Below are 13,779 nucleotides of genomic sequence, written 5' to 3' on the forward strand. Positions count from 1 at the left end.
ACAATGAAGGTATTTAATAATGTGTGCTGCAATAAAAATGGAAAATAATTGGTTTTACAGCATGCTATATGCTAAAATAGCTGATTGATTATTTAAGTTCTAAAAATGATAGGGAAACTTCACGTGGAGTTGCATTTATTCTATCTATTTTGCTTGAAAATATGATACGATACAGATATAGGAATCTGGTAATGAGGCGGTAATGTTTCACGTGAAACATTAAGCGCTTGGTAGTGTCTCCAATTACTTGGAACTTAAGTAGTTGATAGAAATAAGCAGGAATATAATTCAAGTAAGTAGAATAGGTAACAAAGGCATTGCAGTAGTGTATGAAGATAAGCTGTGATGCAATGTAGGACAATGGTTGAACATGCTGAATTTACTAGTCCTAGTAGGAAATATATAAATCTCCACCGTTTGTTGGGAGATAGGATAGCTGAAGCTCGTCGTCGTTGCATTGATGCTAGTGAGAGCTTGGCGTTTGTCTGGCATTACTATGAAGTTAGGTGGTAGAACATACAGATGAAAGAACAACTTTCTCGGTTACTGGGGTTTGCGGATCGTCAGGCTCAAGATGAGGTAAAGATGCTTCCTGTAGGAGACATCGCAATGAGCCCATACCAACCGCGAACGGTGTTTGATGACGATCGTATTGATGAATTGGCACAAACGATTAAAACACATGGTGTTATTCAGCCAATCGTCGTTCGTCCTCGCAACGGTAAATATGAAATTATTGCAGGTGAGCGCCGCTATCGTGCTGTAACAAAGCTTGGTCACGCAACGATTCCTGCTATTATTCGTGAATTTAATGATTCTCAGGCTGCTTCGATTGCTTTAATCGAGAACTTGCAGCGGGAGGGATTAACTTCGATCGAGGAAGCTGTCGCCTATCAAAAACTGATTGATCTGCATGATTTGACGCAGGAAAGTCTGGCTCAACGGCTAGGCAAGAGTCAGTCGACGATAGCGAATAAAATACGTCTGCTTCAGTTACCTGAAGGAGTAAAGCAAGCATTGATGGAGCGTAAAGTATCTGAGCGTCATGCTAGAGCTTTACTCGGTCTTGAGTCTGAAGATCTTCAGCTTAAACTATTGGAAGAAATCATTTCAAAAGAGCTGAATGTAAAGCAGACAGAAGCTAGAGTTGCATTTTATAAGCAAATTCATACACCGAAGAAATCTAAGCGTGTTTCCTACACGAAGGACGTGCGGTTAGCCCTTAATACGATTCGTCAATCGGTAGATATGATTTCTGGCTCTGGTATGGCTATTAAGACAGACGAACGTGATCATGATGATCACTATGAAATCGTTATTCGCATACCAAAGCGATAATTTAACTTGCGATTGGATTGGATAGCCCGCCATTCATCATGAACCTATGGAGCAAGCGGCACATGCCGCTTTTTTTATTTAACGGGATGCAGTAGTGAATGCAGCAAGTTCGTTAAGGGTTCGTGCAGCAGATGGTAATGGAATATGTAATAAGCTCCACTAGCGGTAGTGTATACGTTATATAGGGCTATTCCACAATAGCGCCGCTGTATGACAACATAACTAGAAATGCTCAATTATTTTGTAATGAAGTATGTTATGTAAGCAAGGTTGATCGTTAATTACATGTACAATTAACTCATGGAATTAGTCTACCAAGGCAAAGGACAATACAGAATCTTCGTGAACAAATAGTTCTGTTTAGCAGCTAGATGGTACGACAAGAAAGGGCATTGGGGTGAGAGGAATGGCGGCTAAAATCATTGCCATTACCAACCAAAAAGGCGGAGTAGGGAAAACAACTACCACCGTCAACTTGGGTGCAGGGCTAGCGATATTAGGCAAAAGAGTGCTGCTCGTTGATATTGATCCACAAGGTAACACGACAAGCGGCGTAGGTGTAAACAAAGCGGATGTAGCAAATTGTATTTATGATGTCATTATTAATGATATTCATCCACAGGAAGCCGTTCTAAAAACCAATGTTGAAGGTATGGATATATTACCGGCGACGATCCAACTAGCTGGAGCTGAGATAGAACTTGTGCCAACGATATCACGTGAAGTTAGATTAAAGAAATCACTTCAGTTGGTGTCTCATCAGTACGACTATATCTTGATTGATTGTCCTCCTTCCTTAGGTATTTTGACGATTAATTCCCTTACGGCTGCTCAATCGGTTATCATTCCGATTCAGTGTGAGTATTATGCGCTTGAAGGGTTGAGCCAGCTTCTCAATACGGTACGTCTTGTACAGAAGCATTTAAACACGGCTCTTCAGATTGAAGGAGTTTTGCTAACGATGTTGGATGCCCGCACCAATCTTGGCCTTCAAGTCATCGAAGAAGTAAAAAAATACTTCCAGGCAAAAGTGTATCAAACCATTATTCCGCGTAACGTACGCTTAAGCGAGGCGCCATCGCATGGTCAATCGATTATGACCTATGATTCAAGATCAAAAGGTGCAGAAGTATATTTGGAACTGGCGAAGGAAGTGATAACGTATGAGTAAACGTTTAGGACGAGGGCTGGATGCGCTCATTCCATCGTTGGCGGTGCAGGAAGATGATCGAGTAATCGAGATAGCACTTCAGCAGCTCAGACCGAATCCCTATCAGCCTCGTAAGCACTTTGATGATCAGGCTATTCAAGAGCTGGCGGAATCCATTCGTCAGCATGGTGTTATACAACCTATTATTGTACGTAGTGTATTAAAAGGATATGAAATTATTGCAGGTGAGAGGCGTTATCGGGCTTCACAACTGCTTGGTCTAGAAAAGGTTCCAGCTGTTGTCCGTACATTTACGGATGAGCAGACGATGGAAATAGCGCTTATCGAGAACTTGCAGCGTGAAAATTTGAATGCGCTAGAATTAGCACAAGCGTACCATAACTTAATGGAACAGCTATCATTAACACAAGAAGAGCTTTCGGTTAAGGTAGGTAAGTCTCGTTCTCATATTGCTAACTTTTTACGACTTCTTCAGTTACCAGATGAAGTAAAAGAACATGTTTCACGTGGAACATTAACGATGGGACATGCCCGTGCATTGGCGGGTATTAAGGATCCAGTCAAGGCGATTCAACTGACGAAATCAGCTATTAGCAATGAGTGGAGTGTACGTCAGCTTGAAGAAGCCATTCAACTGATGAACCGTAAGGGAAAAACACAGGACAAGAAAAAAATGTCAGCAAAAGACCCGTATTTAGATGAGCTGGAAGAGACACTTCGTGAACGCTTCCGTACTACAGTAAAAATTAAGGCAAGCAAAAGTAAGGGCAGAATCGAGATTTCATATTACAATCAACAGGATCTGGAGCGCTTGTTAGAGATGTTAAATGCGTTATAGCTATTAGAGCTGAAGAGGCGTATGTAGTGACAACGATGATACATGAGTAACATAAGCGGATAGCACCTTTAGTTGTTGCGTTAAGCTAGCAGCATCTAAGGATGCTATCTTTTTTTACCAAATAAAATTGAAAAAAGTTAAGAGCCTGTCATCCAATTGGTTCAAACCTGTAATAAAGTAAAAGAACATGTTAAAGGGGTAACAGTAGATATAACCATTCTAGTGATCTGTAGAGGGGAGACTTAGTGATGTCACCACAGAACAGTGTCGTATATCTTGATCATGCGGCTACTTCTTGGCCGAAGCCTAAATGTGTGCAGGAAGCGATGTGGAAGGCAATGGAGGAAGAAGGAGCCAATCCAGGACGTGGCGGTCATGCAATGGCCCTGCAAGCTGGTAAGCGATTAATGAAAGCCAGAATGGCGATTGCTGAACTGTTCCATATCCAAAACCCACTTGATATTGCTTTTACATTAAATACAACAATGGCATTAAATATGGCGATTATGGGTGTGTTACATGCTGGCGATCATATTATTACTACCTCATTGGAACATAACTCAGTACGAAGGCCATTAGGATGGTTAAAGAAGGAACTAGGCATTTCGATTACCTATATAGATACGGATGTCCATGGTAATTTGGACATTAAGCAGGTTGAGGCTGCAATCAACAACAATACAAAGCTGCTTATTTGCAATCATAGTTCGAATCTGCTCGGTACTATATTGCCGGTGAAAGAGTTAGGGCTGCTAGCTAAGCATCATGGGCTGCTATTTCTAGTAGATGCGGCTCAATCTGCTGGTGTTGTACCCATCGATGTTCAAGCTATGGGAATTGATATGCTTGCATTTCCTGGACATAAGGGATTACTTGGGCCAACCGGTACGGGGGGATTATATATTCATCCGGAAGTGGATGTAAAGCCACTTTTATATGGAGGCACAGGCAGTCACTCAGAGGAAGTGGAGCAGCCAGAGACTAGACCAGATCGTTATGAAGCCGGGACGCCGAATACGATTGGGATAGCAGGGTTAGAGGCAGGTATCCGCTTCATTATGAAGCAGACCGTGAGCAAGCTGTATGAACATGAGTGGGGCTTAACTCAGCAGCTCATGAAGGGTCTTATGTCGATATCTGGAGTGCGTGTGCTTGGACCGAAACTGGGGGAAGCTAGGACAGGGATTGTCGCTTTTCAGGTACATACACTAAATAGCTCAGAGCTTGCTTTTCGCCTAGATCGGGAATTTGGCATTGCAGTACGGGCGGGCTATCACTGTACACCACTTGCACATGCGACAGCGGGTACGATTGGCGAAGGTGCAGTACGAGCAAGTGTAGGCTGGAATACGACGGTGGAAGATATCGAAAAATTAGTAGCAGCAGTAAAGCACTGTAGTGAATATTCATAGAAGCAAATGAATTGATTGAAGCAGGAGAGAGCGACGAACATGAGTATGGACATGACTAATGTAGGGCCGTGGTTAGTAATCGGTACGGCTGCAATAACGTTCCTTTTATTAATTACAATTATGATTCAAGGAAGCCAAATACGTAAATTGAAACGTCGCTTCCAAGCCGTAATGAGAGAATCAGGAGTAGATGATCTAGAGTCTTTGTTAGGACAGATGCAGATGGAAATAGAGCGTCTACATGTACTGAATGAAGAGCAGGCAAGCAAGCTCCAACAGTTGAGTCAAAAAGTTAAGGCGCATGCTGGTCATGTAGGTATTGTGCGTTACAATGCGTTTGATCAAGGTGGAGGGGAGCTTAGCTTCTCCGCGGCTGTCCTTGATGAACAAAGCAGCGGGTTTATTTTAACGGGAATTCACAGCAGAGATCATTCTTATGTGTATGCCAAGCCAGTAGAAATCGGTCAATCCATGTACACCTTGTCTCCTGAGGAACAAAAAGCAATGGAACAGGCATTGAGTAAACGTTTGTCCTAATTTTTTAATAACCTATTAAATAAATAGATTATGCTTCATAAGCACGTACTGAACGGATAATGGCTTGGTGCAAAGCATCGGCAATGATATCAGCCATGTTCATCACGAGATGCAGTCGTGTATTTTGCAGCACAAAATACTCCATAAAGCCTCCGATGTTGACGATGCCAGTAAGATGCATGTCACCTACCGGGGGCAATTGTTTATTTACCCCAGCTCCAGGCTTTACTGGCCCCGACTGAACTTGAATAAGACCAACACTAGTGCTTTGTCCTAAGCAGGCATCTACGGCGATGACAAACGCGTTAGGAAGCTGCTCATTCAACTGCTGAAGCTTTTGTTGTAGGTTTACCGCATGGACAGGTTCTGCTAGTGTTCCGTATAAATGATAGGGATACGAGTCCAGACGTTCTAATCGGCTTCCAACGAGAGGGCCTAAGCAATCGCCAGTGGAACGATCTGTCCCAATACATACGACAGCTATAGGTTGATGAAGGGCACGCATCTTGATATGCTCCATACAAGCATTAATAATAAGTGAAAACGATTCAGGCTGATCATAAGGTAGCTTAACCATTGTTGGTTCAGATGAGGAAGGACGTTGAAAGAAAGGGTAGGACATACGTTACAGCCTCCGTTTCTATAAATAGATAGTAATCAGTATATGGAAGAAAAGGGCGATTCATACGTATGTACAAGTAGATTTTCTTTCGCTAGACGATAAACGTGGATATGAGAGGGGATTGCTGTGACACAATCAGTTGAATCCGAGTGGCTTGTAATGGCGTTTGATTCTACTCAGCAAGCATTACGGGCAGAAATGCTAATGGAATATATGGATATGGACATAGATACATTTCCCACCCCGAAAGAGATTACAGCAGGTTGTGCCTTGTCGATTCGCTTTCCTTTTGCGATACTAGAAGAAGTGCGAGTATTGTTAATAGAGCAGCAGGTTGTTATTCGTGGTATTTTTAAGCCGGTGGATGATGATTATGAATGTGTATGGAATGGATAGGAGGGATACGATGCTGAATAGCTATTTGGTAGCAGAGCCGACGAATGTAGAGCCGGATATCCAGCAGACGTTTACCGTATTTGAACGGTGGAAAGATGACTTTGTGAATTGGGTTATGAACAGCCAGACTTGGGAAGTTATGCTGGTAGCATTGATTAAAATCGCCTTTATTACAATTGCTACGAGACTAGCAATCTTTGTGGTTCATCGAATGATTGATCATGCGATGAAGTCAAAGGATCATACTCGAATTAATGTGAATCCACGTCGTCTATTTACAGTGGGCAAGCTGCTTAAAAATATGATATCTCTAGTTATGAACTTTATTATGATTATGTTCATCTTGTCTGTGTTCAATGTTAATTTGGCGCCGCTACTAGCGGGTGCAGGGGTTATCGGCTTGGCCGTAGGTTTTGGAGCACAGAGTCTTGTTAAAGATGTCATGACAGGGTTCTTTATTATTTTCGAAGATCAGTTTGCAGTAGGGGATGTAGTTGCGATTAACCAATTCCAAGGTACTGTTGAAATGATAGGTCTTCGTTCGACGAGAATTCATAGCTGGACAGGTGAAGTTCATATTATACCGAACGGAAATATTACCGATGTAACGAACTTCTCTTTGAATAACTCAATTGCAGTTGTTGATGTATCGATTGCTTATGAAGAAAATATTGATAAAGCAACGGAAATTATGAAAGAAACGCTAGAGAAGCTGCCTGAACAAAATACGAATATGGTTAAAGTACCGCAAGTTCTAGGCGTGCAATCTCTTGCAGCTTCCGGAATAACCATCCGCATTATTGCAGAATGTAAGCCATTTACACAAGCCGTTGTATCACGCTTAATTAATCTTGAGGTGAAGAAGTCATTGGATGAGCATGGTATTGAAATACCGTACCCTAAAATGGTTACTTATCATCGACAAGAACAAGGAGGACCTACGCATGGAGCGTAAGGTATTTAACCTAGGCGATATCGTGCAAATGAAAAAACAGCATCCTTGTGGTACAAATGAAATGGAAATTATTCGTATGGGGATGGATATTCGGATCAAGTGTGTGGGATGCAAGCATAGCGTGCTTATTCCGCGAGCGAAGTTCGAGAAAAGTATGAAAAAAGTACTTCGCTCTAATCCTGATGCAACAGCTTCTGAATAAGTTCCTGATGGTAACATGGAAAATGCCCCTTAACCGGGGCATTTTTTTTATATGAGGTCAGTTATCCTTTATTAAATAATGGCAATCATTGTTGCAACCGTATTTTTGCTATGATATAATCATTAATACTGTGGAAAGGTACCCAAGAGGCCCAAGGGGGTTGACTCGAAATCAACTAGGCGTCGCGAGGCGTGCGTGGGTTCGAATCCCACCCTTTCCGCCACTATGAATTTTTTCATTTTATGATTGCATCAACGTTGTTCGGACGTTATGTGATTGCGAAAGCTTTCCGAGATATAGCTAAGCAAACAATATATAGATAAGTAATTAGGGTACTCTCGACGTTAATAATACGTTGGGGGTATTTTTGCATTATGGAAAAGCGAGTAAGAAAGAGGATGGTTGACACATGCCAATCGATTGCTAACGTTGGCTTACCGTCCTATTCGTTACAAGAGGAGATTGACTTTGTAATCAAAGTTAAGCATGCAGAACTTAAAAGAGGATAAGATGAAGGATTGCATGAAGAACAGCAGTGTAAATAAATTGATAATGCAGCACACATTGTTCTAGTTAGGTAATACTTACTTTTAAAAGCGTTGCTTCGATTAGTACGTGCGAGTAGACGTATAATATTACTCGTGGTAATATATAACTATAAAAGGAGCCGTGTTGGTAGCACGACTCCCGCAGTAGCCACTTTAAGAGCGGTCGGCTGCGAAATTACGGTGTAATAGACCGCTATCCTTTCGCGAGGGGGCGGTCTATTTGCGTTTAAACGACAGGATCGCAATGATTAACATTCCGAACGCAAGCATCAAAGTTAATGCTTCGAATACTGTCACGCGCATCATTGACAACAAAACGAAAGAACCCTGCCGAGGCAGGGTCCCTTTCTGGTTGACGGTACTTTTTTTGACTAGCTGCTTTACTTCAAATTCTGATCGCTTGGACTTTCTCAACAGAGGAAACTCTGTATTGATGGTGTGTTTCAGACTAAATGGCCTTTAGCACAACGCCTCGCTTCTCTTCATTTTTGTAAGAACATCATGTCGATTTCACTTGGTTCAAATGCTCCATTGTCCAATGGAACTCACCTCGCTACGTACCGTCAGTAACTATTATGACCACGGAGAAGTTTTATATACATCAGCCCTCAAAAAAATCTAAAATTATATTTAGTGCGTCAGTGCATGGGATTTCTTTTTCCACTTGCGATCTTTATTTGTCGTTTCAGGGAAATGATCTCCCTTTTTTAAACGGATTTGCTTCGGATTCATAATCTCCGTATGGAAGCTGTTTTCACCAACCTCCATATAAATAGCATCATTTGGAGCGCGGTCTCCTGGATTGTACTCTGTACGTTCACCCATATTGGATTCCTCCTTTGAAGTTAAAAAACAGATCGTTGCCTCATTTAGTGTGGGCGATATGAAGCTGATTCATCAGTTCCGTTTCTTAGAAGGAAAGGTGGAAACTACAATTGGACTGTAGTTGCGTTTAGTGTAGGTTTTTGTTATATTAATTTAGTGCGAGTTTTACTCGCTCCTTGCTCCTGGCATTGACTGGGGGCCTTAAGTCCATGAGGAGGTGAATCACAAATGCGCAAGTACGAATTGATGTACATTATTCGTCCTGACATCGAACAAGATGCTGTTCAAGCGGCAGTAGAAAAGTTCCAGGGCGTCATCTCTAACGGTGGTGAAATTACGAAGCATGATGTAATGGGTAAGCGCCGTCTTGCGTACGAGATTAAGAAATTCCGCGATGGTCACTATGTGTTGGTTAACTTCACAGCAGAACCTGCGGTTGTAGCAGAGTTGGATCGTCAATTGAAGATCTCCGACGATGTTATCCGTCATCTCGTAACGAACGACGTGGCTTAATTGCCATACCATGTAAGTAAACAAGCTGTCGAAGGAGGGATACCATGTTAAATCGCGTAATCTTAATTGGCCGACTCACTAAAGATCCAGAATTGCGTTATACACCTGCTGGCGTAGCTGTAACTCAATTTACCATTGCGGTAGATCGACCGTTCTCTGGTCAGGGTGGTGAGCGTGAAGCTGACTTTATACCTGTTGTGACATGGCGTCAGTTAGCGGAGACTTGTGCAAATTATTTGCGCAAAGGACGTTTAACGGCTGTAGAGGGACGCATACAAGTGCGTAACTACGATAACAACGAAGGTCGACGTGTCTACGTTACAGAAGTAATCGCAGACAATGTTCGCTTCTTGGAATCGAATCGTGACAGTGGAGGATCGAGAGATGATGCTGGCAGCTATGGCGGTTCTGCGCCAAGTTCCAACAATCAACCATCTCGCGGCGGCAACAACAATTCGGGTTATTCCCGCGGACCTGCAGCGGATCCTTTCTCTGACGACGGCAAGCCGATCGATATCTCAGATGACGATCTGCCATTTTAAAATGGAAAGGACTGAATGGAATGAGCTTCAATCGTAATGAAGGCGGAGAGCGCCCAGAGCGTAAGTTTGGTGGCCGTCGTGGTCGTAACAAACGCCGTAAAGTGTGCTTCTTTACTGCTAACAAAATTACTCACATTGATTATAAAGACACTGATCTTCTCAAAAAGTTCATCAGTGAGCGTGGTAAAATCTTGCCACGTCGTGTAACTGGTACAAGCGCGAAGTACCAACGCGCATTGACGATCGCTATTAAGCGTTCCCGTCAAGTAGCATTGTTGCCATACACTACTGAGTAGTACTCAGTGAAAGACAGCCGAATTCGTTCGGCTGTCTTTTTATTTGTATGAGCCTAGATCGTAAGCGTTGAAACCATTATGTCCCGTCCTGCTAATTCCTAAATCCACTGTTCAAGCTTTGTATGTATATTTTCCAAGGTAATAAATCCTCGCTGCATAATTGGTGGGCAGGTCTTATTGTACTGAGCGATATCGGCGTTGAGCTTATCAAGATGAATCTGCATATTAGAAGAGGACTCACCTGCAACTTCCAAGAGCTTAATGACCTCCATTATGCTTTTACGAATAAGCTGCTGCTGTTCAATCCAGCCAGGTAAATAATTAGCCTCCTTTAGTACTCCTTGCAGTGGATCACCGCATGAAGGTTCAATGGGTTTGCCCTTACCGTTTAGATCACTCATTTTGCCGCTTTTCTCATAATTGCCTACAATGTCATCCATAAAGTCTCCTCTATATAAGCTCATATGAAAGCTCCTTCCAATTGTTTTTAAATTACAAAATAATACATATAAATATGACTGAATTATATCTTTTTATTTTGCCTATGTACAGATAGTAATGTTTTTTCTAAAGGTTTTTAGGGCGGGTGTAGACAGTTGTAGCGCCGATTATTGGGGTAGTAATCCTGTGGAGGGGCTGTTCAAATCATTGCTGGATAAGGCTTTTTCTTGTCATGTATCTTTTACTATTTTATTTTTTAATTGTAAGGTAGTACAATAAGGCGTAGTCTGCTGTCATTAATAAGGTCCAATAAAAAGAAGCCCAATCGTTCATGCTATAGGTAATGAGCGAAAGGGGCGTGGCCGTATGCCGGAGTGGGTATTAGTTGTCGCTCGCACATGGATGTCAATGGTCGTATTGTTCATAATGACAAAATTACTCGGTAAGCGCCAAGTATCGCAGTTGTCTTTGTTTGAGTATATGACGGGCTTAACAATTGGCAGTTTGGTCGTCTACATTTCATTAAATACCGATGGATTATGGTATCTAGGGGTAGTATCGATGTCGGTATGGGTGTTGACGTCATTAGGCTTGGAATGGCTGCAATTGAAGAGCAAGAGGTTCCGTGACTTGATTGATTCTGGTGGGACGATTTTGATTCAGCAAGGGAGAATCATGGAACATCATATGCGCAAGGAACGTCTTACAATAGATGAAATGATGATTCAATTGCGAAACAAGAATGCCTTTCGCCTAGCTGATGTAGAATTCGCTATTATGGAGCCAAGCGGTGAAATTAACGTCATGCTTAAGAAACAAAAACAACCGCTAACACTTGAGCAGCTTGGTATCAAAGTGGAGCACTCCGAAAGAGCGCCTGTTATCGTATTGATGGACGGAACGATATTAGAGGATGAGCTGAAGATAATCGGCAAAGACAAAGGTTGGTTAAGTAAGGAACTAGAGAAAAGAGGGCTAAAGGAACAGGATGTATTCCTTGTTCAAGTAGATGCTGCGTTTCAATTGTATATTGATTTGTTTAATCAACGAAAGAATACAGCAGCCTATACATCTTATGAGAATCAATTCTGGAGAGGGTTGAAGCCATAAGTGGATTTCTGCAGGTTATGAATGAGGCAGTAAGTAGTGTTTGTGAATTTGCGTCATATGCAATCAGACGTATAGATGAAAATGATTAGGGATAAAGATTTAGAACAAATGGGGAAGAAGTGAATAGCAATGAAAAAGAAAAAGTCAGCCAAGAAGTGGTGGATTTTATTAGCTGTTATCGTTCTTGTGCTTGTTGGTGGATTTATGTTCCGCAAGCAATTAGCCTTACTTGGATTTGATTTGTTCCTGCAAGACAAGGTTGAGGAGTCACTAAATGGTTCGTATCAGCCTATTGATGGTAAACCGGAAGTATCGCGTGAAGTAACAGAGCCGTTCTCTGCATTGCTTTTGGGAGTGGATCAGCGCGATAAGGAAGTTGGACGTTCAGACACAATGATTTATAGTGTAGTCCGTCCGAAAGACAACAAGGTACTTTTAATTTCCATCCCACGTGACACGTACACAGAGATCGTTGGTTACAATGGTGGTGTGAAAACAAAAATAAATCATGCTTATGCTCATGGTGGCGTTAAAATGAGTATCGATACGGTAGAAAAATTGCTCGGTGAGAAAGTTGATCATTATGCTACTGTGAACTTCGAAGGGTTGAAGGATGTCGTTGATGCAATGGGCGGCGTGAAGCTCCCGATTACGGAAGATATCGTAAACAAAGATCCAAACCATGAGAAGTTCCGAATTGAGGGCAACAAGCCAATCTATAGTGGACAGGAAGCCTTGTACTATGTACGATACCGTGAAGATTCAGATATGAATCGAACGATGCGTCATCGTATTTTCCTTGAAGCAATGATGAATCGTGCGGTCGAATTGGACCAAATTCATAAAATCCCAGATCTTATTGGGATTATGGGCAAAAACTTTACAACAGACATGCGCCCAAGCTATATGATCGATTTAGCTAAAACGATGTTCCAAAATGCAGGCGCTCCGATTATTAGCAGTTATATGCTGCATGGTGAAGGTCAGCGTATGAATGGCGGATGGTACTACCTCCCACTTGAAGAAGATATCGAGTATGTTCAGCAGTTAATTCAGAACTGGATGGATCCAAATGCACAGCCAAGTGATTTGAAACCAAGACAGTTTACGATTGAGTAGGTTAACATTTGCTCTTATAAGCTTTATACAATAATAAGAAAGTCAGTTGCGATTGTGCGACTGACTTTTTTGTTTTTCTATACTAGAATGTGTTAATTTAAAGATATGGAAAGTTTGAGGAGGAGACTGAACGGATGAACATCGCATTTTTCTTACTGCCCAAGCATGAGGTTGTATGCGTAAGCAACCAATCAACATTAAGGCAGACGCTGGAGCGAATGGAATATCATCGCTACACGTCAGTTCCGATTATTAATGATGAAGGGGAATATGTAGGTACAGTCACAGAGGGTGATTTATTGTGGCATATGAAAAATTCAAACGGGGACATTACATTTGAAACGGCTTCTCATTTTTTACTGACTGAAGTTCCACTTAATAAGCAAATTAAAGCAGTACGTATAGATTCGAACATGGAAGATTTGGTTAAGTTGGCAAAGGTACAGAACTTTGTTCCAGTCGTTGATGACAGGCAAAGATTCATTGGTATTGTTCGTCGTAGTCAAATTATTGAATATTGCGAGCAGTTCATGACGAAAGCTATGGATGCCTAATAATTAATGATATAATGGAATGTAATGCTCGTATTGAAGGGGTGTGAATGTGTAACGATGCCCAAGGATATGGATGTGGCCAAACGGCTCAAAGTCATTGAGTGGCTTAAGACAGAAGTGATGGATTATACGGCACGCCTATTCAAGTCGTTGTGGGAAGGAAGCACAACGAAAGTGTTGGACAGTCTGGCAAGTCTTATCGTGAGCAGTTACATCCTAGGTCGTCGAGTTGGTATTTCTTATAAGGACCTCGACAACAGCATCTTAGACAAATTGCATCAATTCAAAAAGGAAGGTCATCAGTTGGAAGACTGGTATCAGGATATTTCAAAGTTGGAAGAACATTTACGCAAGAGGTGA

At 41.9% G+C, this 13,779-nt stretch carries 19 protein-coding genes and 1 tRNA gene; 16 read left to right on the forward strand and 4 right to left on the reverse strand.

Annotated elements, in window-relative coordinates:
- The first annotated feature begins 522 nt into the window (after positions 1-522).
- From noc to H580_RS0109290, 5 genes are all read left to right on the forward strand, one after another.
- The gene (gene noc / locus H580_RS0109270; RefSeq protein WP_028594527.1) at positions 523-1,338 is read left to right on the forward strand and encodes a nucleoid occlusion protein; all 816 of its coding nucleotides are present in this window, start codon (positions 523-525) and stop codon (positions 1,336-1,338) included.
- A gap of 406 nt (positions 1,339-1,744) precedes the next feature.
- Positions 1,745-2,509, forward strand: a complete 765-nt coding sequence (locus tag H580_RS0109275) for a ParA family protein (protein ID WP_036604983.1) — start codon at positions 1,745-1,747, stop codon at positions 2,507-2,509.
- Positions 2,502-3,347, forward strand: coding sequence for a ParB/RepB/Spo0J family partition protein (locus H580_RS0109280; protein WP_028594529.1), 846 nt, complete (start codon positions 2,502-2,504; stop codon positions 3,345-3,347). The genes H580_RS0109275 and H580_RS0109280 overlap by 8 nt, the downstream gene beginning before the upstream one ends.
- Positions 3,348-3,595: 248 nt before the next feature.
- Positions 3,596-4,759 (forward strand): aminotransferase class V-fold PLP-dependent enzyme, encoded by a 1,164-nt coding sequence (locus H580_RS0109285; protein WP_028594530.1) that lies wholly within the window; start codon positions 3,596-3,598, stop codon positions 4,757-4,759.
- Between the two features lie 39 nt (positions 4,760-4,798).
- On the forward strand, positions 4,799-5,296 hold the full coding sequence (locus H580_RS0109290; protein ID WP_028594531.1) for a DUF4446 family protein: 498 nt from the start codon (positions 4,799-4,801) through the stop codon (positions 5,294-5,296).
- Between the two features lie 28 nt (positions 5,297-5,324).
- Here H580_RS0109290 and yyaC read toward each other — a convergent pair whose 3' ends face one another.
- Positions 5,325-5,918 carry a spore protease YyaC gene (gene yyaC / locus H580_RS0109295; RefSeq protein ID WP_028594532.1) on the reverse strand — a complete coding sequence of 198 codons (594 nt, stop codon included), beginning with the start codon at positions 5,916-5,918 and terminating at the stop codon, positions 5,325-5,327.
- A 159-nt stretch (positions 5,919-6,077) separates the two neighbouring features.
- Between yyaC and H580_RS0109300 the strand changes: the two genes are divergently transcribed.
- The 4 genes from H580_RS0109300 (at position 6,078) to H580_RS0109315 (ending at position 7,694) form a co-directional block, all read left to right on the forward strand.
- A complete protein-coding gene (locus H580_RS0109300; protein ID WP_036605000.1) occupies positions 6,078-6,314 on the forward strand; it encodes a putative Se/S carrier protein in 237 nt (78 codons plus the stop codon).
- Positions 6,315-6,324: 10 nt separating this feature from the next.
- Entirely contained in the window at positions 6,325-7,269 is a 945-nt protein-coding gene (locus H580_RS0109305; RefSeq protein ID WP_028594534.1) for a mechanosensitive ion channel family protein, read from the forward strand.
- Positions 7,259-7,471, forward strand: coding sequence for a DUF951 domain-containing protein (locus H580_RS0109310; RefSeq protein ID WP_028594535.1), 213 nt, complete (start codon positions 7,259-7,261; stop codon positions 7,469-7,471). The genes H580_RS0109305 and H580_RS0109310 overlap by 11 nt, the downstream gene beginning before the upstream one ends.
- Before the next feature lie 132 nt (positions 7,472-7,603).
- Positions 7,604-7,694 (forward strand) — tRNA-Ser (locus H580_RS0109315).
- Positions 7,695-8,235: 541 nt separating this feature from the next.
- Here the strand turns inward: H580_RS0109315 and H580_RS26995 are convergent.
- Both H580_RS26995 and H580_RS0109325 read right to left on the reverse strand, forming a co-directional pair.
- Complete coding sequence (locus H580_RS26995) at positions 8,236-8,325, reverse strand: putative holin-like toxin (RefSeq protein WP_425414124.1); 90 nt, start codon at positions 8,323-8,325, stop codon at positions 8,236-8,238.
- Positions 8,326-8,649: 324 nt separating this feature from the next.
- The gene (locus H580_RS0109325; RefSeq protein ID WP_028594536.1) at positions 8,650-8,844 is read right to left on the reverse strand and encodes a YjzC family protein; all 195 of its coding nucleotides are present in this window, start codon (positions 8,842-8,844) and stop codon (positions 8,650-8,652) included.
- Between the two features lie 228 nt (positions 8,845-9,072).
- On the opposite strand from H580_RS0109325, the gene rpsF reads away from it, so the two are divergent.
- From rpsF to rpsR, 3 genes are read left to right on the forward strand one after another with little or no spacing between them, the layout of a single operon-like run.
- Positions 9,073-9,357: a 30S ribosomal protein S6 gene (gene rpsF / locus H580_RS0109330; protein WP_028594537.1), complete on the forward strand. Its 285-nt coding sequence runs from the start codon at positions 9,073-9,075 to the stop codon at positions 9,355-9,357.
- 44 nt (positions 9,358-9,401) lie between these two features.
- On the forward strand, positions 9,402-9,899 hold the full coding sequence (gene ssb, locus H580_RS0109335; RefSeq protein WP_028594538.1) for a single-stranded DNA-binding protein: 498 nt from the start codon (positions 9,402-9,404) through the stop codon (positions 9,897-9,899).
- 20 nt (positions 9,900-9,919) lie between these two features.
- A complete protein-coding gene (gene rpsR, locus H580_RS0109340; protein ID WP_028594539.1) occupies positions 9,920-10,195 on the forward strand; it encodes a 30S ribosomal protein S18 in 276 nt (91 codons plus the stop codon).
- A gap of 98 nt (positions 10,196-10,293) precedes the next feature.
- Here the strand turns inward: rpsR and H580_RS0109345 are convergent, their stop codons facing one another.
- Positions 10,294-10,659 (reverse strand): DnaJ family domain-containing protein, encoded by a 366-nt coding sequence (locus H580_RS0109345; protein WP_028594540.1) that lies wholly within the window; start codon positions 10,657-10,659, stop codon positions 10,294-10,296.
- Positions 10,660-11,002: 343 nt separating this feature from the next.
- On the opposite strand from H580_RS0109345, the gene H580_RS23840 reads away from it, so the two are divergent.
- The 4 genes from H580_RS23840 (at position 11,003) to H580_RS0109365 (ending at position 13,779) form a co-directional block, all read left to right on the forward strand.
- Complete coding sequence (locus tag H580_RS23840) at positions 11,003-11,746, forward strand: DUF421 domain-containing protein (RefSeq protein WP_051217364.1); 744 nt, start codon at positions 11,003-11,005, stop codon at positions 11,744-11,746.
- Positions 11,747-11,875: 129 nt separating this feature from the next.
- On the forward strand, positions 11,876-12,865 hold the full coding sequence (locus tag H580_RS0109355; RefSeq protein ID WP_036604985.1) for an LCP family protein: 990 nt from the start codon (positions 11,876-11,878) through the stop codon (positions 12,863-12,865).
- A 134-nt stretch (positions 12,866-12,999) separates the two neighbouring features.
- Positions 13,000-13,419: a CBS domain-containing protein gene (locus H580_RS0109360; RefSeq protein WP_028594542.1), complete on the forward strand. Its 420-nt coding sequence runs from the start codon at positions 13,000-13,002 to the stop codon at positions 13,417-13,419.
- A 57-nt stretch (positions 13,420-13,476) separates the two neighbouring features.
- Positions 13,477-13,779 (forward strand): MazG-like family protein, encoded by a 303-nt coding sequence (locus H580_RS0109365; RefSeq protein ID WP_028594543.1) that lies wholly within the window; start codon positions 13,477-13,479, stop codon positions 13,777-13,779.

This window comes from Paenibacillus assamensis DSM 18201 (genome assembly GCF_000422445.1).
GTDB classification, from domain to species: Bacteria; Bacillota; Bacilli; order Paenibacillales; family Paenibacillaceae; genus Paenibacillus_B; species Paenibacillus_B assamensis.

Excerpts from the sequence above, each read along its gene's own strand:
- H580_RS0109275 (WP_036604983.1), top strand. The coding sequence starts at position 1,745 with ATGGCGGCTAAAATCATTGCCATTACCAACCAAAAAGGCGGAGTAGGG.
- H580_RS0109290 (WP_028594531.1), top strand. The coding sequence starts at position 4,799 with ATGAGTATGGACATGACTAATGTAGGGCCGTGGTTAGTAATCGGTACG.
- H580_RS0109285 (WP_028594530.1), top strand. The coding sequence starts at position 3,596 with ATGTCACCACAGAACAGTGTCGTATATCTTGATCATGCGGCTACTTCT.
- H580_RS23840 (WP_051217364.1), top strand. The coding sequence starts at position 11,003 with ATGCCGGAGTGGGTATTAGTTGTCGCTCGCACATGGATGTCAATGGTC.
- H580_RS0109325 (WP_028594536.1), bottom strand. The coding sequence starts at position 8,844 with ATGGGTGAACGTACAGAGTACAATCCAGGAGACCGCGCTCCAAATGAT.
- H580_RS0109300 (WP_036605000.1), top strand. The coding sequence starts at position 6,078 with ATGGCGTTTGATTCTACTCAGCAAGCATTACGGGCAGAAATGCTAATG.
- H580_RS0109345 (WP_028594540.1), bottom strand. The coding sequence starts at position 10,659 with ATGAGCTTATATAGAGGAGACTTTATGGATGACATTGTAGGCAATTAT.
- H580_RS0109305 (WP_028594534.1), top strand. The coding sequence starts at position 6,325 with ATGCTGAATAGCTATTTGGTAGCAGAGCCGACGAATGTAGAGCCGGAT.
- H580_RS26995 (WP_425414124.1), bottom strand. The coding sequence starts at position 8,325 with ATGATGCGCGTGACAGTATTCGAAGCATTAACTTTGATGCTTGCGTTC.
- rpsF (WP_028594537.1), top strand. The coding sequence starts at position 9,073 with ATGCGCAAGTACGAATTGATGTACATTATTCGTCCTGACATCGAACAA.
- H580_RS0109360 (WP_028594542.1), top strand. The coding sequence starts at position 13,000 with ATGAACATCGCATTTTTCTTACTGCCCAAGCATGAGGTTGTATGCGTA.
- noc (WP_028594527.1), top strand. The coding sequence starts at position 523 with ATGAAAGAACAACTTTCTCGGTTACTGGGGTTTGCGGATCGTCAGGCT.
- H580_RS0109280 (WP_028594529.1), top strand. The coding sequence starts at position 2,502 with ATGAGTAAACGTTTAGGACGAGGGCTGGATGCGCTCATTCCATCGTTG.
- H580_RS0109310 (WP_028594535.1), top strand. The coding sequence starts at position 7,259 with ATGGAGCGTAAGGTATTTAACCTAGGCGATATCGTGCAAATGAAAAAA.
- rpsR (WP_028594539.1), top strand. The coding sequence starts at position 9,920 with ATGAGCTTCAATCGTAATGAAGGCGGAGAGCGCCCAGAGCGTAAGTTT.
- H580_RS0109365 (WP_028594543.1), top strand. The coding sequence starts at position 13,477 with ATGCCCAAGGATATGGATGTGGCCAAACGGCTCAAAGTCATTGAGTGG.
- ssb (WP_028594538.1), top strand. The coding sequence starts at position 9,402 with ATGTTAAATCGCGTAATCTTAATTGGCCGACTCACTAAAGATCCAGAA.
- H580_RS0109355 (WP_036604985.1), top strand. The coding sequence starts at position 11,876 with ATGAAAAAGAAAAAGTCAGCCAAGAAGTGGTGGATTTTATTAGCTGTT.
- yyaC (WP_028594532.1), bottom strand. The coding sequence starts at position 5,918 with ATGTCCTACCCTTTCTTTCAACGTCCTTCCTCATCTGAACCAACAATG.